Annotated in this window: 16 protein-coding genes and 1 pseudogene; 12 read left to right on the top strand and 5 right to left on the bottom strand. The window is 74.7% G+C overall.

The window, feature by feature from the left end; genetic code table 11:
- Window positions 1-212 precede the first annotated feature (212 nt).
- The gene (locus ABZ920_RS25660) at window positions 213-1,187 is read right to left on the bottom strand and encodes an A/G-specific adenine glycosylase (RefSeq protein ID WP_361509424.1); all 975 of its coding nucleotides are present in this window, start codon (window positions 1,185-1,187) and stop codon (window positions 213-215) included.
- A 497-nt stretch (window positions 1,188-1,684) separates the two neighbouring features.
- Here ABZ920_RS25660 and ABZ920_RS25655 point away from each other — a divergent pair, with 497 nt between their 5' ends.
- A complete protein-coding gene (locus ABZ920_RS25655) occupies window positions 1,685-2,515 on the top strand; it encodes a hypothetical protein (protein ID WP_361509421.1) in 831 nt (276 codons plus the stop codon).
- 332 nt (window positions 2,516-2,847) lie between these two features.
- Here the strand turns inward: ABZ920_RS25655 and disA are convergent, their stop codons facing one another.
- Window positions 2,848-3,972 carry a DNA integrity scanning diadenylate cyclase DisA gene (gene disA, locus ABZ920_RS25650; RefSeq protein ID WP_361509418.1) on the bottom strand — a complete coding sequence of 375 codons (1,125 nt, stop codon included), beginning with the start codon at window positions 3,970-3,972 and terminating at the stop codon, window positions 2,848-2,850.
- A gap of 82 nt (window positions 3,973-4,054) precedes the next feature.
- A complete protein-coding gene (gene radA, locus ABZ920_RS25645) occupies window positions 4,055-5,464 on the bottom strand; it encodes a DNA repair protein RadA (protein WP_361509415.1) in 1,410 nt (469 codons plus the stop codon).
- Window positions 5,465-5,854: 390 nt separating this feature from the next.
- Here radA and ABZ920_RS25640 point away from each other — a divergent pair, with 390 nt between their 5' ends.
- Window positions 5,855-7,549 (top strand): hypothetical protein, encoded by a 1,695-nt coding sequence (locus ABZ920_RS25640; RefSeq protein ID WP_361509412.1) that lies wholly within the window; start codon window positions 5,855-5,857, stop codon window positions 7,547-7,549.
- Between the two features lie 152 nt (window positions 7,550-7,701).
- Here ABZ920_RS25640 and ABZ920_RS25635 read toward each other — a convergent pair whose 3' ends face one another.
- The gene (locus ABZ920_RS25635; protein ID WP_361509409.1) at window positions 7,702-8,487 is read right to left on the bottom strand and encodes a hypothetical protein; all 786 of its coding nucleotides are present in this window, start codon (window positions 8,485-8,487) and stop codon (window positions 7,702-7,704) included.
- A 209-nt stretch (window positions 8,488-8,696) separates the two neighbouring features.
- Here ABZ920_RS25635 and ABZ920_RS25630 point away from each other — a divergent pair, with 209 nt between their 5' ends.
- The 4 genes from ABZ920_RS25630 to ilvD all read left to right on the top strand — a co-directional run bounded on the left by ABZ920_RS25630 (window position 8,697) and on the right by ilvD (window position 13,386).
- Window positions 8,697-9,626, top strand: a complete 930-nt coding sequence (locus tag ABZ920_RS25630) for a Ppx/GppA phosphatase family protein (RefSeq protein WP_361509406.1) — start codon at window positions 8,697-8,699, stop codon at window positions 9,624-9,626.
- 216 nt (window positions 9,627-9,842) lie between these two features.
- Entirely contained in the window at window positions 9,843-10,667 is an 825-nt protein-coding gene (locus ABZ920_RS25625) for a sugar phosphate isomerase/epimerase (RefSeq protein ID WP_361509403.1), read from the top strand.
- Window positions 10,664-11,269, top strand: coding sequence for a TetR family transcriptional regulator (locus tag ABZ920_RS25620; RefSeq protein ID WP_361509400.1), 606 nt, complete (start codon window positions 10,664-10,666; stop codon window positions 11,267-11,269). Before ABZ920_RS25625 ends, ABZ920_RS25620 begins: the two co-directional genes overlap by 4 nt.
- Window positions 11,270-11,532: 263 nt before the next feature.
- Window positions 11,533-13,386 carry a dihydroxy-acid dehydratase gene (gene ilvD / locus ABZ920_RS25615; RefSeq protein ID WP_361509397.1) on the top strand — a complete coding sequence of 618 codons (1,854 nt, stop codon included), beginning with the start codon at window positions 11,533-11,535 and terminating at the stop codon, window positions 13,384-13,386.
- A gap of 54 nt (window positions 13,387-13,440) precedes the next feature.
- On the opposite strand, the gene ABZ920_RS25610 is transcribed toward ilvD, so the two are convergent.
- Window positions 13,441-16,116, bottom strand: coding sequence for a serine/threonine-protein kinase (locus tag ABZ920_RS25610; RefSeq protein WP_361509394.1), 2,676 nt, complete (start codon window positions 16,114-16,116; stop codon window positions 13,441-13,443).
- Window positions 16,117-16,303: 187 nt separating this feature from the next.
- Between ABZ920_RS25610 and ABZ920_RS25605 the strand changes: the two genes are divergently transcribed.
- From ABZ920_RS25605 to proC, 6 genes and pseudogenes are all read left to right on the top strand, one after another.
- Window positions 16,304-16,636 (top strand): SH3 domain-containing protein, encoded by a 333-nt coding sequence (locus tag ABZ920_RS25605; RefSeq protein WP_361509391.1) that lies wholly within the window; start codon window positions 16,304-16,306, stop codon window positions 16,634-16,636.
- A gap of 43 nt (window positions 16,637-16,679) precedes the next feature.
- Window positions 16,680-17,192 (top strand): EamA/RhaT family transporter, encoded by a 513-nt coding sequence (locus tag ABZ920_RS25600; protein WP_361509388.1) that lies wholly within the window; start codon window positions 16,680-16,682, stop codon window positions 17,190-17,192.
- A 142-nt stretch (window positions 17,193-17,334) separates the two neighbouring features.
- A pseudogene (locus ABZ920_RS25595) lies at window positions 17,335-18,124 on the top strand (class I SAM-dependent methyltransferase).
- Window positions 18,125-18,346: 222 nt separating this feature from the next.
- Window positions 18,347-19,147: an ABC transporter ATP-binding protein gene (locus tag ABZ920_RS25590; RefSeq protein WP_361509385.1), complete on the top strand. Its 801-nt coding sequence runs from the start codon at window positions 18,347-18,349 to the stop codon at window positions 19,145-19,147.
- On the top strand, window positions 19,144-19,941 hold the full coding sequence (locus tag ABZ920_RS25585) for an ABC transporter permease (protein ID WP_361509382.1): 798 nt from the start codon (window positions 19,144-19,146) through the stop codon (window positions 19,939-19,941). Before ABZ920_RS25590 ends, ABZ920_RS25585 begins: the two co-directional genes overlap by 4 nt.
- A 237-nt stretch (window positions 19,942-20,178) precedes the next feature.
- Window positions 20,179-20,991, top strand: coding sequence for a pyrroline-5-carboxylate reductase (gene proC, locus ABZ920_RS25580; RefSeq protein WP_361509379.1), 813 nt, complete (start codon window positions 20,179-20,181; stop codon window positions 20,989-20,991).
- The last annotated feature ends 550 nt before the right edge of the window (window positions 20,992-21,541 follow it).

Here is a 21,541-nt window from a genome sequence, read left to right as displayed (position 1 = left end):
CCGAAGCAGCCTGCGGGCAGCCCTCGGCTGTGCGTCGGTTGTGTAACGGACGCGGTAACAGGGTAGGGGCGCCGGCCGTTTGATGTGGTTTCAGGCCGGCTTGCGACAGAGGGGTCGCCCGGCCGCGAGGTCACGGGGCCGGCGAGGCGCGGGCGGCCGCCCCTGCGCCCACGGCCCCCGGGACGGTCGTCCGTCCGGGGGCCGGTGCGCCGTCAGGTGAGCGGCAGCCGGTACGTCCCGTCCGGCAGCGGTTCGACCAGGCCGTCCGCGACGAGGCCGTCCAGGGCGCGGGCCCGCTGGACCGGCTCGTGCCAGACGCGGTCGAGGACCGCCTGCGGGACGGGTGCGTGGGCCTCCCGCAGCACCGCGAGCAGCTTGCCGCGGACCTGCCGGTCCGTACCGGCGTAGGCCTGGCCGCGGCGCGGCGGCCCGTCGTGCGCGGGCTTGCCCGCGAGCCGCCAGGCGCACTGCGCGGCGATCGGGCAGCGGTGGCACGACTCGTTCTTCGCCGTGCACACCAGCGCGCCGAGCTCCATGGAGGCGGCGGCCCAGCGGGCGGCGGTCCGTTCGTCCTCGGGCAGCAGGGCGCGGGCGAGGCGGCGCTCGGCCGCGGTGGTGGCGTTCGGCGGGTACTGGACGCCGGTGACCGCGCGGGCGAAGACGCGGCGGACGTTGGTGTCCAGCACGGCGTGCCGCTGGCCGTAGGCGAAGGACGCCACCGCCGCGGCGGTGTACTCGCCGATGCCGGGCAGGGCGAGGAGCTGCGCGTGCTCGGTCGGCACGTCGCCGCCGTGCCGTTCCGTTATCGCCACGGCGGCGCCGTGCAGGCGCAGGGCGCGGCGCGGATAGCCGAGCCGGCCCCAGGCGCGGACGGCCTCGCCCGGTGCCTCCTTGGCGAGGTCGGCGGGGCGGGGCCAGCGGTCGAGCCACTGCTCGTAGACGGGCAGCACGCGGCTGACCGGCGTCTGCTGGAGCATGAACTCGCTGACCATCACGCCCCAGGCGCCCGCCTCCGGGCGCCGCCAGGGCAGGTCGCGGGCGTGGTCGTCGAACCAGGCGACGACCGGGCCGTGCAGGCTCTCCCCGACGGGGGAGGCCGGGACCCCGGCCAGGGCCTCGGCGGGAGCGTCGGTGGCGGTGTGGGGGGCGGTGGGGGTGCCGTGCGGAGGCAGTGTGGGCGCAGTCATGACGCTTCCGATCCTGCCATGCGGGGGTGGAAGGCCGTGTGATGCGGCGCGGGGCGGTGTGTGGTGGGTCGGAGTGGTGGGCCTCGGTCGCGGCGGGGAGGACGAGGGGCCGGGGGCGGCGGGGCGGGGAGATCGTGGGCGCGGGTCGCGAGGTGGGCCAGGGGCCCGGGGCGTCCGGTGCGCGGCGCGGCGGCGGGCCGCCGGGGCGCCGGCGGGCGGGGGACAGGTCCCGCGTACGGCGTCCCTCGTTCGCGGTCGCGTGTGGGGGAGGGGCCGCTTCGCCCGGCGCGTGTCGCACGGCGTCGTGCGCCGTGCCCGGTGGGCCGGGACCGGCGCGGTGCGGCGCGAGCGGGAGGGCGTGCGCGGCAGGCCGGAGGGGTGTTTCGGTAAAAACCGCCGCCCTGGCGGGACTTGCCGGAATGATGATCCTGAAAAGTTGTGACCGGCGCGGCGGGTGGCGCGAGGTATTGCGGTCGATCTCTCGTACAGTTTCCGCCGTGGGATCTCTGCGCAATCCGGTCGGGCCGCTTCCCTCCTCCATCTACTGGCGACGGAGGGTCGTACTGCTGTCTGTGGTCGCCCTGTTGGCGCTGCTGATCACATGGATCGTCACCGCGGGCGGCGGGGGCGGCAACAAGGCCGACGGGCCCAGCGACAAGCATCCCGCGCCCTCCACCATCACGCCGGGCCCTTCCGGGTCCGGGCCCGCGATCAGCCAACACCCCGGCGGACGTGACGAGTCGGGCGGTTCCGGAGGCGACTCCGGCGGTTCCGGTTCTGGTTCCGGCGCCGGCGGCACCGGGACGGGCGCCGGCTCCGCGGGGACCAGCGGCGGCTCCGGGTCCGCCGGGTCCGCCGGCGGCTGGAGCGACGACGGCAAGGCGGGCGGCGGCTCGGGCAGCGTGCTCCCGGCCGGCACCACGCTGCCCAACTGCACCACCGGCGCGGTCCGGTTGAGCCTGCGCAGCGTCCGCAACTCCTACGCCCCCGGTGAGACGCCCACGTTCGAGCTGACCGCCGCCAACTCCGCCGGCAGCGACTGCAAGGTCGATCTCGGCCCGAGGACGGCCGAGTTGACGATCACCAAGTCCGACAGCGCGGACGACTTCTGGTCGTCGGCCGACTGCCCGAGGACGTCCGGCAGCCTGCTGTACCGCGTCCCCGGGGGAAGCAGCATCAAGTACACCGTCAAGTGGGACCGCAAGCCGAGCGCCGCGCGGTGCGCGACGCCTCCGGCGGGAGCGGCCGGGCCGGGGACGTACCTGGTCGAGGTGAAGGTTCCGGGCTTCCCGAAGCTCCAGACGTCCTTCGTGCTCTCGGCGGACTGAGGGCTGCGGAGGGGGCTCCGAGGCCCGCGCGCACGGGCCGCCGCTGGTCCGCGCGCCCGACCCCGCAGGCCCGACGCCGGCTCACCGCCACCCGCTGCCCGCCCGCTCGCACCGCCACCCCAACGCTTCGACGCAAGGGGTGCTCAGCAGGCGGTGCCCGGACCGAGCGGTGCCCGGACCGAGCGGTGCCCGTCCCGGTCCTCCGGTGACGGCCCGGCCGCACGGCGTCCGTCACGGCACCGCAAGGCTCCCCGGACGCCGTGCCGATCGTGCCGCACGCGCGGAACCCCCCGCCCAACGCCCGCGTGAAGCGCCGGTCCGCGTGACGCTTCTCAGACGTACCGTTCGAGGATCGACGACTCCGCCAGCCGCGACAGGCCCTCGCGGACGCTGCGTGCGCGGGCCTCGCCCACGCCGTCCACCGTCTGGAGGTCGTCGACGCTCGCGGCGAGCAGCTTCTGCAGCCCGCCGAAGTGCTCGACCAGGCGGTCGATGATGGCGCCGGGCAGCCGGGGGACCTTCGCCAGCAGGCGGAAGCCGCGCGGCGAGACCGCCGAGTCCAGCGTCTCGGGCGAACCGGTGTAGCCGAGGGCGCGCGCCACCGTGGACATCTCGAGGAGCTCGGCGTGGCTGAGGGCGTCGAGTTCCGCCAGTGCCTCGTCGACGGTGCGGGAGCGCTTGGCGGTGGGCTCGGGGACGTAGTCCCGGACGACCAGCTCGCGCTCCGGCTCGACGCCCGCGATCAACTCGTCGAGCTGGAGGGCCAGGAGGCGCCCGTCCGTGCCCAGCTCCACCACGTACTCGGCGATCTCCGTCGCGATCCGGCGCACCATCTCCAGGCGCTGCGCGACCGCCGAGACGTCCCGGACCGTCACCAGGTCCTCGATCTCGAGCGCCGACAGCGTCCCCGCGACCTCGTCGAGGCGCAGCTTGTAGCGCTCCAGGGTCGCCAGGGCCTGGTTGGCGCGGGACAGGATCGCCGCGGAGTCCTCCAGGACGCGGCGCTGACCGGCCACGTACAGGGCGATCAGGCGCATCGACTGGGAGACGGAGACCACCGGGAAGCGGACCTGCTTGCTGACACGGTCCGCGGTCCGGTGACGGGTGCCCGTCTCCTCGGTGGGGATCGTGGAGTCCGGGACCAGCTGCACGCCCGCGCGCAGGATCTTGGACAGGTCCGTCGACAGCACGATGCCGCCGTCCAACTTGCACAGCTCCCGCAGGCGCGTCGCGGTGAACTCGACGTCCAGGACGAAGCCGCCGGTGCACATCGCCTCTACGGTCTTGTCGGAGCCGAGGACGATCAGGCCGCCGGTGTTGCCGCGGAGGACCCGCTCGAGGCCGTCACGCAGGGCTGTGCCGGGTGCCACGGCGCTCAGCGAGGCGCGCATCAGGCCATCGGCACCGGAGCTCCCACCGGACTTTCCGGGAGCTGACGCCCGGTCGTTGGCTGCCACTGCACTCCTCCGGTCGCAGATTCTTCTGGCGCCCCCGTTTCGCACTCTCGGTTCGTACGGACGGGCGGGACCAGGGCAAAGTCTACCGGCGGTCCTCCGCATCCCGTGGGGCCTCTCGGCGACGGGACCGGGGCAGGACCCGCAGCGCGTCCCCCATGTCCGCGACTTCCAGCACCTTCATCCCCGGCGGGATCCGGCCCGGATCGCCCGGCACGAGGGCGTGCGTGAAGCCCAGGCGGTGGGCCTCCGTGAGCCGGCGCTGCACGCCCGTGACCCGTCTGACCTCGCCGGCGAGCCCTACCTCGCCGATCGCGACGAGGTTCTTCGGCAGCGGGGTGTCGCTCGCGGCCGAGGCGAGGGCGAGCGCGATCGCGAGGTCGGCGGCCGGTTCGGACAGCTTCACGCCGCCGACCGTCGCCGAGTAGATGTCCCGCTTGCCCAGCGCGGTGATCCGGCCCCGCTGCTCCAGGACCGCCAGCATCATCGAGACGCGAGAGGTCTCCAGACCGGAGGTCGTGCGGCGCGGAGAGGGGATCTGCGAGTCGACGGTGAGCGCCTGGACCTCCGCCACCAGGGGGCGGCGGCCCTCCAGCGTGACGGTCAGGCAGGTGCCGGGCACCGGCTCCGCACGGCGGGTCAGGAACAGACCGCTGGGGTCGGCCAGGCCCGTGATGCCCTCGTCGTGCAGTTCGAAGCAGCCGACCTCGTCCGTCGCGCCGTAGCGGTTCTTGACGCCGCGGACCAGCCGGAGGCGCGCGTGGCGGTCGCCCTCGAAGTGCAGGACGACGTCCACGAGGTGCTCCAGCAGGCGCGGCCCCGCGATCGCGCCGTCCTTGGTGACGTGGCCCACGAGCAGCGTCGACATCCCGCGCTCCTTGGACGCGCGGATGAGGGCGCCGGCCACCTCGCGGACCTGCGCCATGCCGCCGGGCGCGCCGTCGATCTCCGGGGAGGCCACCGTCTGCACCGAGTCCAGGATCAGCAGCGACGGCTTCACCGCGTCCAGGTGGCCGAGGACGGCCGCCAGATCCGTCTCGGCCGCCAGGTAGAGGTGGTCGTCGATGGCGCCGATGCGGTCGGCGCGCAGGCGCACCTGACTGGCGGACTCCTCACCCGTGACGTACAGCGTGCGGTGTTCGTCACTGGCCGCCTTGGCCGCCACGTCCAGCAGCAGGGTGGACTTGCCGACGCCCGGCTCGCCCGCGAGGAGGACCACCGCGCCGGGCACCAGACCGCCGCCGAGGACGCGGTCCAGCTCGGGCACGCCGGTGGAGCGGGCGGTGGCCTGCCGGCCGTCCACCTGGCCGATCGGCAGGGCGGAGGTGGTGACGCGGCCCGGAGCCGTCGTGCGGACCGCGGGCGTGCCGTACTCCTCGATCGTGCCCCAGGCCTGGCACTCGGGGCAGCGGCCGAGCCACTTGGCCGTCTGCCAGCCGCATTCGGTGCAGCGGTAGGACGGGCGGTCCTTGGTGGTCTTGGTACGGGCAGCCATGGGGGAAACCGTAGCCGCCGCCACTGACAGCCCGGCAGCGGAGGCCGGGCCCGCAGGGGCGGGCGCACTCCGGGGCCCTCCCGCCCGGGGTCCCGCGCGGCGGGCCCGCGTCATCCGCCGGGTCCGGCAGCCGGGCGGCACCACCCGCTCCAGGCCTCGCCCGGGGCAGGCGCCCGGAGGTGCGGCCCGCGCCCGGCCTCGCTGGGCCACGCGCCCGGAGGTGCGCCCGCGCCCGGCCCCGCCCGGGGCACGCGCCGGGCTGCGAAGTCCGTGTCCGCCATGTGGGGGAACGTTCCTGTCCCCTTATGAGGGATCGTTTCACCCGTACGGATTAAATGTGCTCAAGGGAGAGGAATGGGCCCTTCTCCGACGCCTACGGTCGCACGGGTGATGAGCAGCAGTCCGGACACCTCGACCCGCAGGACCGGTGCCCACCGGGCGCACCGCGAGGCGCGCGACCGCGCTGCGGCGCGCACCCTGGCGCGGCGTCTCCCCGTGCCCCACGACTCGTACCTGGACGGCCTGTTCACCTACTGCCTGTCGGTGCTGTGCGACCACGACGCGGCGACCGCCGCCCTCGGCGACGCCCTGGTGCTCGCCGAGCGGCGCGGGCAGCGGGTGCCGGAGACCGTGGGGGAGCGCAGGGCCTGGCTGTACGCGCTGGCTCGCTGGGCCTGCCTGCGCAAGCTGGCCGAGGCCAAGCAGAAACGTCCGGGCGCGCACGCCGTGGGCCGCCCCGACGGCGCCCGGCAGCGCTCGCCCCAGCCCGCCGCGCCGCCCGTCCCCGAGGACGTCGAGCGGCAGCGGCGGCGGGAACTGTCCCTGCTCGCCTGGCCGGAGGCCGCCGGCACCACCCCCGAGCAGCGCGAGGCGCTCGAGCTCGCCGTACGCCACCACCTGGCCCCCCACGAGGTCGCCGCGGTCCTCGGCCTGAACGTCACCGTCGCCCGCGAGCTGCTGGCCTCCGCGGCCTGCGAGGTGGAACGCACCCGCGCGGCCCTGGCCGTCGTCGAGACCGGCACCTGCCCGGGCGTGGCCCGGCTCACCGGCGACCAGCAGTTCGTGCTCGGTGCGGCACTGCGGCGCGAGCTCGTGCGGCACGTCGACGACTGTCCGCGCTGCCGCCGCACCGCCGAGCGCGCGGTGCCGGGCCGGTGGCCCGGCGCCACGGTCACGCCCGCCGAGCTGCCGGTGGTCCCGGCGCCCCGCGCGGCCCTGCGTGCCGCCATGGCGGACCACTCCCGGGTGCGGGGCGCGGCTCCCCGCTTCGACCGGCGCGGTTTCCCGATGGACCCCAAGGACCGCGCGGCCCGCCGGGACCGGCTGCGCGCGCGTGCCGTGACCACCACCGTGGTCGCCACCGTGGTCGCCGCCCCGGTGCTGGCGATGTGGGCGGCCTACCGCGGCACTCCGACCGGCGAGGGCCAGGGCGGCCAGTCCGCCACCACGCACGAGGTGCAGGACGCCGACGGCGCGGCGGCCGGCGGCTATGAGAACGCGGGCAACGCCGCCGCCAGGCCCGACGCCCGCTTCCCCAAGGGCCACCGGCCCGACGTCTCGGTCGAGGTGGTCAGCGCCGCCGGCGACGGCGACCGGGGCGGCCGCCTCACCGTGACCGCGGGGAACCAGGGCGACACGACCCTGATCACGCTGACCGCGTCCGGGCCCGACCCGGTCCGCTGGTCCGCGTCCACCGGGGCGTCCTGGCTCTACCTCAGCCGGTCCTCGGGCACGCTGCGGCCCGGCGACTCCGTGACGATCAAGGTGTACGTCGACCCGCTGCGCGAGCCGGCCGGTCACTGGCGGGCGCGTGTGACCGTCGCGCCCGCCGGAGCCGTGGTGACCATCGACGGCTACGGCACGGCCCCCAGCCCGTCCGGCGCCGCCCCGACCCGCCCCGGGGGCCCGCCGACGTCCCGCCCGCGTCCCACGCCGACCGCCTCGTCGCCCGCCGAGCCGTCGCCGAGCGAGCCGCCCACGTCCGGCCCCACCCCGGCACCCACCGGCTCGGCCCCGTCCGATCCGACCGACTCGGCACCGCCCCCCGAGGGCGGCGGCACGACGACGGAGGAGGACGACTCCTGAGCGGAGCCGGCCCCACTGCGCACTGCGCGTTCCGGCGACGCCCCGCGTTCCGGCCACGCCGCGGCCGCGCGCACTCCCCGACCCCGCCGCCATGCCTGCCGCCGGGGCCGCCGCGCCGCAGCACCGCCGTGCCGTTACCGCCGTTCCGCCGGTCAGGTCACCGGGTCGGCCGGGTGCGGCGCCAGGAGGGGCAGGTGCGAGGCCAGGCGCTCCTCGCACAGCTCGACCAGGCGGTCGTAGCCGGCCTGGCCCATCAGCTCGGTGAGCTCGGCCCGGTAGGAGACGTACACCGGTTCACCCGCGCCGTGGGCCGAGGTCGCCGAGGTGCACCACCAGTGCAGGTCGTGCCCGCCCGGACCCCAGCCCCGGCGGTCGTACTCGCCGATCGACACCTGGAGCACGCGGGTGTCGTCCGGCCGGTCGATCCACTCGTAGGTCCGCCGGATCGGCAGCTGCCAGCACACGTCCGGCTTGGTCTCCAGCGGCTCGCGGCCCTCCCGCAGCGCCAGGATGTGCAGCGAGCAGCCCATCCCGCCGGGGAAGCCCGGCCGGTTCTGGAAGATGCACGAGCCCTGGAAGGGGCGGGTCTGACGGGAGCCCTCGTCGTCCTCGGAGACCCAGCCGTTGCGCGTGCCCTCGGCGTGGTTCTGCCAGATGTCCGGGGTGAGCCGGGCCACGTGCCCCGCGACCCGCTTCTCGTCGTCCTCGTCGGAGAAGTGCGCGCCCAGCGTGCAGCAGCCGTCGTCCGCGCGGCCCGCCTGGATGCCCTGGCAGCCGCTTCCGAAGATGCAGTTCCAGCGCGAGGTCAGCCAGGTCAGATCGCAGCGGAAGACCTGCTCGTCGTCCGCGGGGTCCGGGAACTCCACCCAGGCGCGGGCGAAGTCCAGGCCCTTCTCGTCCGGCTCCGGCTTCTTCTTCGCCTTCCTGGGCGGCGTCATCTGCGAAGAACCCCGGGCAGACCCGACCGCCGCAGCCATCTCGTCAGCCCTCGTCCCCCTTTTCGAGGTCGTTTCCACCGAGTTGTCGTTCTTCGCCTTTTTCGTCTTTGGCACCCGTCCAGAGTATGTCGCCCGGCGCCGTCCCCGGGACCGTCCCGGCCCGCGCAACGAGGGCTGCCCGCGCCGCGGCCGGCAGTAACGTGCCGTACATGAGACTCGGTGTCCTCGACGTGGGTTCGAACACGGTGCACCTGCTGGTGGTCGACGCGCACCCCGGCGCCCGCCCGCTGCCCGCGCACTCGCACAAGGTGGAGCTGCGCCTCGCCCAGCTCCTAGAGGACGGCGCGATAGGGCGCCACGGCGTCGAACGGCTGGTCGCGGTCGTCAAGGACGCGCTCCGGGCCGCCGAGGACAAGGGCGTCGAGGACCTGCTGCCCTTCGCCACGTCCGCCGTGCGCGAGGCCCGCAACGCCGACGACGTCCTCGCGCGCGTGCGGCAGGAGACCGGCGTGGAACTGCGGGTCCTCACCGGCGAGGAGGAGGCCCGGCTGACGTTCCTCGCCGCCCGCCGCTGGTTCGGCTGGTCGGCCGGCAAACTGCTGGTGCTCGACATCGGCGGCGGCTCCCTGGAGATCGCGTACGGCATCGACGAGGAGCCCGACGCGGCCGTGTCGCTGCCGCTCGGCGCGGGCCGGCTCACCGCCGGCTGGCTGCCCGGCGACCCGCCCCGGCCGGAGGACGTCAGAGCCCTGCGCCGCCACGTGCGCACGGAGATCGCCCGCACGGTCGGGGAGTTCGCCCGCTTCGGGGCGCCCGACCACGTGGTCGCCACGTCGAAGACGTTCAAGCAGCTCGCGCGCATCAACGGCGCCGCGCGCTCCGCCGACGGCCTGTACGTCCAGCGCGAGCTGAAGCGGCAGTCCCTGGAGGGCTGGGTGTCGCGCCTCGCCGGGATGACGGCCGCCGAGCGCGCGGAGCTGCCCGGGGTCTCACAGGAGCGGGCGGGGCAGCTCCTCGCGGGCGCGCTGGTCGCCGAGGGGGCGATGGACCTGTTCGGTGTCGAGACGCTGGAGATCTGCCCGTGGGCCCTGCGCGAGGGCGTGATCCTCAGGAGGCTCGACCACCTGCCGAGTGCGTAGCGGCACCCGGCGGGCACACAGCGGAACGCTCCCCCTCGCTTCCGCCGGCGCCGGAGGCGTCACCGCGTGAACCCCGCCACACCCCGCCCGCCCGGGCCGGCGGCCGGAAAAGGGCATATGTCCTCGTGAGACCCGGTGGCCGGATGCCGTGCCCCAGCGGTGCGCGGGGGGCGAGCGGGCCTCCGGGGCCCGGCGCGTCCCCGTACCCTGTCACTCGTGGCAGAACCAGCGGTGCGCATCCCGGATGCGAAGGTCGCCCTGTCGACCGCCTCGGTGTATCCGGAGTCGACGGCGACGGCCTTCGAGACCGCCGCACGCCTCGGCTACGACGGCGTCGAGGTCATGGTGTGGACGGACCCCGTCAGCCAGGACGTCGAGGCGCTGCGCAGACTCAGCGACTACCACGGCGTCCCCGTCCTCGCCGTTCACGCCCCCTGTCTGCTGATCACGCAGCGGGTGTGGTCCACCGACCCGTGGGTCAAGCTCCAGCGGGCCCGGGCGGCCGCCGAGAAGCTCGGCGCGAGCACCGTCGTCGTGCACCCGCCGTTCCGCTGGCAGCGGCAGTACGCCCGCGACTTCGTCTCCGGAATCTGGCGGATGGCGGACGAGACCGACGTCCGGTTCGCCGTCGAGAACATGTACCCGTGGCGCTACCGCGACCGCGAGATGCAGGCCTACGCCCCCGACTGGGACGTGACGAAGCACGACTACCGCCACTTCACGATCGATCTCAGCCACGCCGCGACGGCCCGCACGGACGCGCTGCAGATGGTCGAGCGCATGGGCGACCGCCTCGGCCACGTCCACCTCGCCGACGGCAAGGGGTCGGCCAAGGACGAGCACCTCGTGCCCGGCCGCGGCAACCAGCCCTGCGCCGAGGTGCTGGAACGTCTCGCCACGTCCGGCTTCGACGGCCACGTCGTCATCGAGGTCAACACCCGCCGTGCCATGTCCAGCGCCGAGCGCGAGGCGGACCTGGCCGAGGCACTGGCCTTCACCCGGCTCCACCTGGCCTCGGCCGTGAAGGTGCCCGGGCGGTGAGCGACGCCACCGCCCGGCGCCGGGGGCGGCCCCCGCGCACCGAGTCCGCCGGCACCCGCGACCGCATCCTCGCCGCGGCCCGCGAGGAGTTCTCCGCGCGCGGCTACGAGAAGACGTCCGTGCGCGGCATCGCCAAGACGGCCGGCGTCGACCCGGCCCTCGTCCACCACTACTTCGGCACCAAGGAGCAGGTCTTCGAGGCGGCGATCGAGGTCGCCTTCGCCCCCGCCCTCCAGGCGCCGGGCGCGCTCGCCGACGGCCCGCTCGACGGCGTCGGCGAGCGGCTGGCCCGCTTCGTCCTCGGCATCTGGGAGAACCCGGCCACCCGCGCGCCCGTGCTGGCGATCGTCCGCTCGGCGGTCGACAACGAGACCGCCGCCGCCGTCTTCCGCCGGCTGATCGCCTCGCAACTGCTGCGCCGCGTCGCCGCCCAGGTCGACGCCCCGGACGCCGAGCTGCGCGCCGAACTGGCCGCCGCGCAGCTCGTGGGCTGCGCGATGCTGCGGTACGTGATCAAGGTCGAGCCGCTGGCGTCGGCGGACGTGGAGCAGATCATCGCGCGGGTGGCGCCGGTGGTGCAGGGGCACCTCACGGGGCCGTGAGCCTGAGGCGCGCGGGCACGTCGTGAGGCGCGCGGCGCGCCGGTGTGTCGCGGGGCCGCGCGGCGCGTACCGAGGGCATCCCGCGGGCATCCGGCAGCACCGTGACGTGCCGCTCAGGCCCGTTCCCCCGCCGGTGGCGCGCTGAGACATTTGTCCCGCATCGCGGACACCGCGTCCCGCTCACTGGATGACCGGCGTAGGCTCAAGTCCGTCAGCATCTGCCCGGACGCACACGGCAGAACCTTCCGAAGGAGCGAGCGACGATGCCCGAGCTGAGGTCCCGCACTGTCACCCACGGCCGCAACATGGCGGGCGCCCGCGCCCTTATGCGCGCCTCCGGGGTACCCGGTGCGGACATCGGACGGAAGCCGATCGTCGCGGTCGCCAACTCCTTCACCGAGTTCGTGCCCGGACACACGCACCTGCAGCCCGTCGGCCGCATCGTCAGCGAGGCGGTCCGGGAGGCCGGCGGCATCCCGCGCGAGTTCAACACGATCGCCGTCGACGACGGCATCGCGATGGGCCACGGCGGCATGCTCTACTCCCTGCCCTCCCGCGACCTGATCGCGGACAGCGTCGAGTACATGGTCGAGGCCCACTGCGCCGACGCCCTGGTCTGCATCTCCAACTGCGACAAGATCACCCCGGGCATGCTGATGGCGGCGCTGCGCCTGAACATCCCGACGGTCTTCGTCTCCGGCGGCCCGATGGAGGCCGGCCGGGCCACGCTGGTCGACGGGACGGTCCGCACGCTGGACCTGATCGACGCGATCGCGGACGCCGCGAACGACAAGATCTCGGACGAGGACATCCTCCGCATCGAGGAGAACGCCTGCCCGACGTGCGGTTCCTGTTCCGGCATGTTCACCGCCAACTCGATGAACTGCCTGACCGAGGCGATCGGCCTGTCGCTGCCCGGCAACGGCTCGGTCCTCGCCACCCACACCGCCCGCAGGGCGCTGTACGAGAACGCGGCCCGCACGGTCATGGACCTCACCCGCCGCCACTACGAGCAGGACGACGACTCCGTCCTGCCCCGCTCCGTCGCCACCGTCGCCGCCTTCGAGAACGCCATGGCGCTGGACATCGCGATGGGCGGCTCGACGAACACGATCCTGCACCTGCTGGCCGCCGCCCAGGAAGCCGGCGTCCCCTTCGGCCTGGAGCAGATCGACGAGGTCTCGCGCCGCGTGCCCTGCCTGGCGAAGGTCGCCCCGAACGTCGCCAAGGACCGCACGTACTACATGGAGGACGTGCACCGCGCCGGCGGCATCCCCGCCCTGCTCGGCGAGCTGCACCGCGCCGGCCTGCTCAACGAGGATGTCCACGCCGTCCACAGCCCGTCGCTGGCCGACTGGCTGAAGACCTGGGACGTGCGCGGCGGCTCCCCGTCGGCCGAGGCGGTGGAACTGTGGCACGCGGCTCCGGGCTGCGTGCGGTCCGCGGAGGCGTTCTCCCAGTCCGAGCGCTGGGCGTCCCTGGACGACGACGCCGAGAACGGCTGCATCCGCTCCGCCGAGCACGCGTACTCCAAGGACGGCGGTCTCGCGGTCCTCAGGGGCAACCTCGCCGTGGACGGCTGCGTGGTGAAGACGGCCGGCGTCGACGAGTCGATCTGGACCTTCGAGGGCCCCGCGGTGGTCTGCGAGTCCCAGGAGGAGGCCGTCCAGAAGATCCTCACCCAGCAGGTCAAGGAGGGCGACGTCGTCGTCATCCGCTACGAGGGTCCCAAGGGCGGCCCCGGCATGCAGGAGATGCTCTACCCGACCTCGTACCTGAAGGGCCGCGGCCTGGGCAAGGCCTGCGCCCTGATCACGGACGGACGCTTCTCCGGCGGCACCTCCGGCCTGTCCATCGGCCACGCCTCCCCCGAGGCGGCCTCCGGCGGCACCATCGCGCTCGTCGAGGACGGCGACCGCATCCGCATCGACATCCCGAACCGCTCCATCGAGCTGCTGGTCGACGCGGCGGAGCTGACCCGCCGGGAGCAGGCGCTGAACGGCGTGTACGCGCCGAAGGACCGCGACCGCAAGGTCTCCGCGGCGCTGCGCGCCTACGCGGCGATGGCGACCAGCGCGGACAAGGGCGCCGTGCGGGACGTCTCGAAGCTGGGCTGAATCCCGCGCGAGCCGTAAGGGGCCGCTCCCACCCGGGGGCGGCCCCTCGGCGTGTCACCAGGCCGACGGGTCGCGGCCGTCCACGGCGAAGACCGTGCCGTCGGGGGCGCCGGCGTACACGTGGCCGTCGGCGACCACCGGCTGCGGCAGCGACGCCGCGACGACGTCCGTGCGGGTGCCCAGACGCGGCGGGGTCTGCCCCATGAGGCGTCCCGTCGCGGCGTCGACGCCCAGCAACCGCCCGTCCCCGGCGGTGAAGTAGACGTGCCCGGCGTCGGCGACCGGCGCGGAGCCGCGGCTCACGGACGTCTCCAGCTGCCACCGCACCTTCCGCTCACCCAGGTCCACGGCAGCCAGCGTGCCGCCGGTGGCCAGCAGGTGGACCGTGCCGCCGCGCACGGACGCCTGCACGCCGTCGAGCGGGAACGCCAGGGGCACCCGCACGGACGCCCGGGACGAGGGGGAGTAGCGGACCACCGCGTCCACCTGGCCGTAGGCCGACGGGTGACCGGCCAGGAGGACGAGGGAGCCGCCGTCGCTGCCGGCCGGCGTCAGCATGCCGTCCAGGCGGGCCTCCCAGCGCACGCCGCCCGTGTCCGCATCCACCGCCGTCACGCGTGTGACCGACCCGTCGTCCGACGTGCTGACCGCGTACGCCAGCGGGTCGCCGGCGAACGAGGAGAAGTACGGCGCGGTGTGGCCCGGAACGTTTCGGCTCCACCTGGTCCCGCCCGTCGCACCGTCCAGTGCCCGCACCACGCCGTCGGCGCCGGTGAGCAGGAGCATGCCGCCGACGGACCGGAGGCCGGAGTACGCGGGCACGGTGCGGTGCCACCGGACCTCGCCCGTCGCGGGGTCCAGCGCCTCCAGACGCCGGCCGTGCTCCGTGAGCGGCTGCACGAGGCCGCCCGCGACGACGGGCGGCGTGCTGCGGACCGTCTCGGCGACGGAGTGCCGCCACAGCAGCTCGCCGTCGGCGGGATCGAGGGCGTAGACGAGGCCGGGCCGGGCGCAGATCAGCCGGCCGGCCCCGTGGGAGCACTGCGGCACACCCTCGCCGGGGGACACGGGTTCGGCCCGCCAGCCGGTGAACGCGGCCGAGGCTCCGGCTGCGGCGCTGTGCGCGGGGGAGTGCGTCGAGGCGGGCTGGAACAGCTGCGCCGAGACCAGCGCGCCGCTCACGAGCAGGCCCAGCGCCCCGGCGGCCAGCGCCGCCTGCCGGCGACGGCCCCTGCCGGGGCGCGGCCCGGTCCGCCCGTCGCGGGACCCGGGCGGCGGGGTGTCACCACCCGCGGGCGCGGCTGCCGTCGCGCTCTCCGCTGTCCGCGCGCCTTCGGCCGCCCCCGCCACATCCTGCGCGCTCTCCGCGTCCCGCGCGCCGCCGGTCGCCCGCGCGCTTCCCGCTGCCCGTGCTCCCTGCGCTGCCGGCGCGCCGTGTGCCGCCCGAGCGCCGCCGATCCGGCCGTCGTCGGTCTGCTCGGCGCCGGTCCGGTGGCCGTGAGCCTTCCCGTCGTCGTGAGCCCGGCTGTCGTGGGCCTGCCTGCCGTCGTCAGTCCGGTCGTCGTGAGCCCGCCCGTCGCCGGACCAGCCGTCGTGAGCCCGCCCGTTGTGAGTCCTGCCGTCGCCGGACCAGTCGTCGTACGGCCGGTCGCTGTCGGCCCAATTTCCGTCCAGCCAGTCGCCGTTGGACCAGTCGCCGGCCGGCCGGCCGTCGTACGTCCGCCCCTTGTCGGCAGGATCGACGGCGGGATCGACGTCGGCGGGCCCGTGGTCCGCGCGGCCGTCACCGTCCGGCCTCCCCCCGCCCGGCCCCTCGCCCGCCGGGCCGTCGCCCCCCGGCCCCTCGTCCGCCGGGTCGCCGTCCGTCCGCTGTGCCGGTAGGAACGCCTGCGTGTCGTACGAGGCCGACACCGACCGCAGCGCGCGCATCAACTCGTCCGGCGTCGGCCGGTCCCCGGGATCCTTGGCGAGGCAGCGCAGCACCAGCGGTGCCAGGTTCTCCGGCAGGCCGGTCAGGTCCGGCTCGTCGTGCACGACCTGGTAGGCGACGATGTACGGACTGTCGGAGTCGAAGGGCCCGCGCCCCGTCGCGGCGTGCACCAGCACCGACCCGAGCGCGAAGATGTCCGCCGCGGGCCCGACCTCGCGGGGGCGGCGGAACTGCTCGGGCGCCATGAAGGGCGGCGTGCCGATCAACTTGCCGGTCTCGGTGCGCAGTTCGCTGTCCTTGGGCCGGGAGATGCCGAAGTCGATGACCTTCGGCCCGTCCTCGGCGAGCAGCACGTTGCTGGGCTTGAGGTCCCGGTGCACCACGCCCACCCGGTGGATGTCGCGCAGGCCCTCCGCGAGGCCGGCCATCAGCCGGCGCACCTGCGCCGGCGCCATGGGCCCGTTCCGCTTCACCTGGTCGGAGAGCGTGGGCCCCGGGATGTACACGGTGGCCATCCAGGGCCGCGCGGCATCCGGGTCGGCGTCCACGACCGGCGCGGTGAAGGCACCGCTGACCCGCCGCGCCGCCGCGACCTCCTGCCGGAAACGCCCCCTGAACTCGGGGTCCCGGGCGAACTCGGCATGCACGACCTTGACCGCGAGCCGCAGCCCCGACGTGCTGCGCGCGAGGTGCACCACGCCCATGCCGCCGGAACCGAGGCACGACTCGAGGCGGTAGTGACCCGCGTACTCGGGAAGTTCCGCTTCCGCGCCCGCTCCGCTGTTGCGCCCTGGCGCCATGGACCACCCCCGTGCCGTTCGTCCTGTACGTCCGCGCGCGCGACGCACGGAGCCTAGTCGATGACTCGTACGGGACAGAGGCGGCTTGCTAGCCTCCCCGTGCGAGTCGCGCGCAGGCGTTCCGGCGCGCGTTCCGAGGTCAAGGGGACCCCATGACCGTCATGGGGTGCAACGGGGGAGGTTCTTCATGTCCGTCGAACGCACCGCGGGTGCCGGACGCGTCGAGGGGGCCGGCGCCGCCGGGGCGGAGGTCTACGCGGCCACCGCGGCCGTGCGGTACTACTCGGTCGCGCCGGGCGTCCGGCTCAACGTCCGCAGCGGCCCGGGCACCGGCTACGGCATCGTCCGCGTGCTGCCCGAGGGCAGCACCGTCCCGATCTACTGCCAGACGCCGGGCACGTCGGTCACCGGCCCGTACGGCACCAGCAGCATCTGGGACAACATCGGCAGCGGCCAGTACGTCGCCGACGCCTACGTGCAGACGGGCAGCGACGGCTACGTCGCCTCCCGCTGCTCCTGATCCCGCACGGAGCCCGCGGCCGGGCCGGAGCCATAATCGACGCGTGAGCGACGACAACGGCACCCCGGCCGCCCCCGCGGGCTCCACGGCCCCGGCGGGTCCAGGGCCCGAGCCCCTGCGCTTCTTCGGCACGACCTGGGTGCACCACGACGGCGGCTACCCGCTCCGTCGCGCCGCCGTCGCCGTCGGCTCGCTCGCGGCGGCGGCCGCCTCCTGCCTCGTGCTGCGCCTCGCGTACGAGGGGCTGGGGACCTCAGGCTCCGGCGCGTTCGTGTCGGTGCTCGTGGTCGTGATGTTCGCGGTGTGCAGCGCTCTCGCCTTCCGCCACACCTGGGACGGTTTCGGCAGTCGCCCCGACCCCGAGCGCCAGGCGTCCCTGCGCGGCCTGCTCGCCGTCGGCTTCGTCGGCTCCCTGCTCGCCTACTTCGTCCGCTCCCTCGTCGAGGCGCCCGGGGAGAAACTGCACCGCGCCGAGTACGAGCAGGCGCGTGAGCTGTACGAACGCCGGTCCACCCGCCGCTCGGGCAACCCCTCCAGGAAGCGCCGCCGCTCCTGACCCGCCCCTGACCCTGCGCCGGAAGCCGCCGTCGCGGCACCGCCGGCCGGGCGCACCGCGGGGTGCGGCACGGGACCGTGACGAGGCACGGGCGTGGCCGTCCCCGAACCGTCCGCGGGAGCACGCTGGCCCGTATCAGCGCATCCCGTCACCCGTCCCGGACCCCGCCGCCCTGAACGCCGCCCGCGCCCGCTCCTTCGACGCCGCGGCCGTCCAGTACGCCGCGAACCGCCCCTCCTACCCGCCCGCCCTGCTCGACGCGGTCGAGGAACTCGCCGGCCGTCCGCTCGCCGGCGCCCGCGTCGCCGACGTCGGCGCGGGGACCGGCGTCGCGACCGTCCTGCTGCGCGAGCGCGGTGCCGACGTGCCGGCCGTCGAGCCCGGCGCGGGCATGGCGGACCAGCTCCGCCGCGGCCTGCCCGGCGTCCCCGTCGTGCGGGGCAGCGGCAACGCCCTCCCCCTCGCCGACGGCTGCGCCGACCTGCTCACCTACGCGCAGGCCTGGCACTGGACCGACCCCGTCCGGTCGGTGCCGGAGGCCCTGCGCGTCCCGCGGCCGGGCGGCGCGCTCGCCCTGTGGTGGAACACCGCCGCCCTCGACGTCGTGTGGATCGCCGAGGCCGCCCGGCGCGCCGCCCGCTTCTTCGGCGTCGACGCCGCCGCCGAGAGGCGGGCGGCGCGTGCCCGCGCGGACCTGGCCGACCCGGCCGGCCGCCTGGACTTTCGCCCGCCGGGAGATCCGCTGGAGCCGCCGCGTGCCGGTCGGCACCCACCTCGCCAACATCGGCAGCCACTCCCTCTTCCTGCTCTGCCCCGCGCAGCGCAGGTCCGCCTTCCTCGCCGAGGAGCGGAACCGCCTGCTGGAGGTGTTCCCCGACGGCATCGTCGAGGAGACCTACGACGCGGTCCTCCTCGTCGCCGTCACGCCCTGACCCGGGCCCGCCCGGACCTCGTCCGCCGCACACTCCCGCCCCCGCGCGGTCACACCCCGGCGGCGCCCCGGCCTCCGGGGCGCCGCCGGACCGCCGTGCCGCCGCCGTGGCGTCCGCGCCGGATCCCGGCCCTCCCCGGCGGGGCCGGTCCCGTCCAGCGAACCCGCCGTCCACCCCGCCACGCCCTTGACGGCGCCCCGCCCCGCGCGCATTATTCATCACATGATGAATTACAGGGCCGCCGACCCGCCCGCGACGGCCACCCCCGCTCTCCGCGCCGAAGGCCTCACCGTCGTCCGCGGCTCCCGCCCCGTCCTGCGCGGCCTCGACTTCACCGTCCCCCGCGGCCGGATCACCGGCCTGCTCGGCCCCTCCGGGTGCGGCAAGTCGACCCTCCTGCGCGCGATCGTCGGCACCCAGGCCAAGGTCTCCGGCACGCTGGACGTCCTCGGCCACCCCGCCGGCCACGCCGGGCTGCGCACGCGCGTCGGCTACGTCACCCAGGCGCCGTCCGTCTACGACGACCTGACGGTCCGCCAGAACCTCGACTACTTCGCCGCCGTCCTCCAGCCGGGCCGCGCCGCGGCCGAGCAGCGCCGGGCCGACGTCACCCGGGCCATCGCCGACGTCGACCTCGCCAGCCACGCCGACGCCCTCGCCGGCGCGCTCTCCGGCGGCCAGCGCAGCCGCGTCTCCCTGGCGGTCGCTCTCCTCGGCACGCCCGAACTGCTCGTCCTCGACGAACCGACGGTCGGCCTCGACCCCGTCCTGCGCCGCGACCTGTGGAACCTCTTCCACGACATCGCCGCGACGCGCGGCGCCACCCTCCTCATCTCCTCCCACGTCATGGACGAGGCCGAGCGCTGTGACCACCTCCTCCTGATGCGCGAGGGCGAGATCCTCGCCGACGACACCCCGGAGGCGCTGCGGTCCCGCACCGGCGCGCAGACCGTCGAGGGGGCCTTCCTGCACCTGGTGGACGAGGCGGCCGCGGCAGGCCGCGACAAGGAGACGGCCCGATGAGCACGACGACTCCCGCGGCGCACACGCAGCACCCCGCGCAGGCGCCCACCGGCGCCCTGAACGCCTCCCGCACCGTCGCCACCGCGGCCCGCGTCCTGCGCCAGCTGCGCCACGACCCGCGCACGATCGCGCTGATGCTGCTGGTGCCCTGCCTGATGCTGGTCCTGCTGCGCTACGTCTTCGACGGCAGCCCGCGCACCTTCGACAACACCGGGGCGTCACTCCTCGGCATCTTCCCCCTGATCACGATGTTTCTGGTGACCTCGATCGCCACGCTGCGCGAACGCACCTCGGGCACCCTCGAACGCCTGCTCGCCATGCCCCTCGGCAAGGGCGACCTCATCGCGGGCTACGCCCTCGCCTTCGGCCTGCTGGCCATCGTCCAGTCGGCCCTGGCCACCGGTCTGGCGCTGTGGCTCCTCGGCCTTGACGTCACCGGCTCGCCGTGGCTGCTGCTTCTGGTGGCCCTGCTCGACGCCCTGCTCGGCACGGCCCTCGGCCTCTTCGTCTCGGCCTTCGCGGCCTCGGAATTCCAGGCGGTCCAGTTCATGCCGGCGGTGATCTTCCCCCAGATCCTCCTCTGCGGCCTCTTCACCCCCCGCTCCCGCATGCACCCGGCCCTGGAGGCCGTGTCCGACGCCCTGCCGATGTCCTACGCGGTCGACGGCATGAACGAGGTCCTGCGCCACACCGACATGACGGCGACGTTCGTACGGGACGTGCTGATCGTGGCCGGCTGCGCGCTCCTCGTCCTGGCCGTGGGCGCGGCGACCCTGAGGCGCCGCACGACGTGAGCCCCGGTGACCCGTCCGGCCGGGCGACCGGCCGGGCAAGGGGCGGGGCGGAGGGCCGCCGATCACCCGTCGGAGGAACCGGCCGAGCCCGCTCGGCCGGCCGCACCGGCGGGGCGACCGACCGGCGCAGGCAGGGCAGACCGGCGACGTCCGCCTGCCGGACAGAAACGGCCCGCCCGCCGCCCCCGGTGCGAGGATGAATCCGGACGACGCACACCTCCGGAGGGCACCGCAGTCATGACGCAGAAAGTCGCAGTCCTCGGCACCGGCAAGATCGGCGAGACCCTGCTCAGCGGAATGATCCGAGCCGGCTGGGCCCCCGCCGACCTCCTGGTCACCGCCCGCCGCCCCGAACGAGCGGAGGAACTCCGCACCCGCTACGGCGTCACCCCGGTCACCAACGCGGAGGCCGCGAAGACCGCCGACACCCTGATCCTCACGGTCAAACCGCAGGACATGGGCACCCTCCTCGACGAACTCGCCCCGCACGTCCCCGCCGACCGCCTGGTCATCAGCGGCGCCGCCGGCATCCCGATCTCCTACTTCGAGGACCGTCTGGCCGCCGGCACCCCGGTCGTCCGCGTCATGACGAACACCCCCGCCCTCGTCGACGAGGCCATGTCGGTCATCTCCGCCGGCAGCCACGCCTCCGCCGAACACCTCGCCCACACCGAGGAGATCTTCGGCGCGGTCGGCAAGACGCTCCGCGTCCCCGAGTCCCAGCAGGACGCCTGCACCGCCCTCTCCGGCTCGGGCCCGGCGTACTTCTTCTACCTGGTCGAGGCCATGACCGACGCCGGCATCCTCCTCGGCCTGCCCCGTGACAAGGCGCACGAGCTCATCGTCCAGTCGGCGATCGGCGCCGCGGTGATGCTGCGCGACAGCGGTGAACACCCGGTCAAACTGCGCGAGAACGTCACCTCGCCGGCCGGCACCACCATCAACGCCATTCGCGAGCTGGAGAACCACGGCGTGCGCGCCGCCCTCATCGCCGCCCTGGAAGCGGCCCGCAACCGCAGCCGCGAACTGGCCAGCGGCAGCAAGGACTGACGCTCTCCGCCCCGGCTCACCGGAGGTCACGGAGCCCGTCGGCACCGCCCGGCGGGCCGGGGGTTGACACACCCCCGCGCGGTCCGTACAGTTCTTCGGGTTGTCCGAAGTGAGAGCCGACTCCGGTCGGTCCCCGGGCAGCCATCCCGCACGTACCAACCTCTCTCGACGACAGTCGTCACGGCTGCCGTCGTCTCATGGGCGTCTGTATTTGCGGAATGAGGAATCCGCGCCCGAAAGGGCGCAGGCCCCCGATTCGCTCGGGGGCAAGGAATCCGCTAAAGTCTCACTCGTCGGAAGGGCCCAACGGCCCGGAGGACAAGCCCCGCTGACTGGGGATCAGGTCGGAAAAGGATCTGATAGAGTCGGATCTGCCGGAAAGGGAAACGCGGAAGCGGGAACCTGGAAAGCGCCGAGGAAATCGGATCGGAAAGATCTGATAGAGTCGGAAACATCGAAGGGAAGCGCCCGGAGGAAAGCCCGAGAGGGTGAGTACGAAGGAAGCGTCCGTTCCTTGAGAACTCAACAGCGTGCCAAAAGTCAACGCCAG

The organism is Streptomyces sp. NPDC046831, from assembly GCF_040645305.1.
In the GTDB taxonomy this organism is placed as follows: Bacteria; Actinomycetota; Actinomycetes; order Streptomycetales; family Streptomycetaceae; genus Streptomyces.
Note: the sequence above shows the minus strand (reverse complement) of the source record. Positions and strands in the feature narration are given on the sequence as shown.

Bases quoted from the DNA above. Each gene is read 5' to 3' on its own strand.
- ABZ920_RS25660 (WP_361509424.1), bottom strand. From the start codon at position 1,187: ATGACTGCGCCCACACTGCCTCCGCACGGCACCCCCACCGCCCCCCAC.
- radA (WP_361509415.1), bottom strand. From the start codon at position 5,464: ATGGCTGCCCGTACCAAGACCACCAAGGACCGCCCGTCCTACCGCTGC.
- ABZ920_RS25640 (WP_361509412.1), top strand. From the start codon at position 5,855: ATGAGCAGCAGTCCGGACACCTCGACCCGCAGGACCGGTGCCCACCGG.
- ABZ920_RS25635 (WP_361509409.1), bottom strand. From the start codon at position 8,487: ATGACGCCGCCCAGGAAGGCGAAGAAGAAGCCGGAGCCGGACGAGAAG.
- ABZ920_RS25630 (WP_361509406.1), top strand. From the start codon at position 8,697: ATGAGACTCGGTGTCCTCGACGTGGGTTCGAACACGGTGCACCTGCTG.
- ilvD (WP_361509397.1), top strand. From the start codon at position 11,533: ATGCCCGAGCTGAGGTCCCGCACTGTCACCCACGGCCGCAACATGGCG.
- ABZ920_RS25610 (WP_361509394.1), bottom strand. From the start codon at position 16,116: ATGGCGCCAGGGCGCAACAGCGGAGCGGGCGCGGAAGCGGAACTTCCC.
- ABZ920_RS25605 (WP_361509391.1), top strand. From the start codon at position 16,304: ATGTCCGTCGAACGCACCGCGGGTGCCGGACGCGTCGAGGGGGCCGGC.
- ABZ920_RS25590 (WP_361509385.1), top strand. From the start codon at position 18,347: ATGATGAATTACAGGGCCGCCGACCCGCCCGCGACGGCCACCCCCGCT.
- ABZ920_RS25585 (WP_361509382.1), top strand. From the start codon at position 19,144: ATGAGCACGACGACTCCCGCGGCGCACACGCAGCACCCCGCGCAGGCG.
- proC (WP_361509379.1), top strand. From the start codon at position 20,179: ATGACGCAGAAAGTCGCAGTCCTCGGCACCGGCAAGATCGGCGAGACC.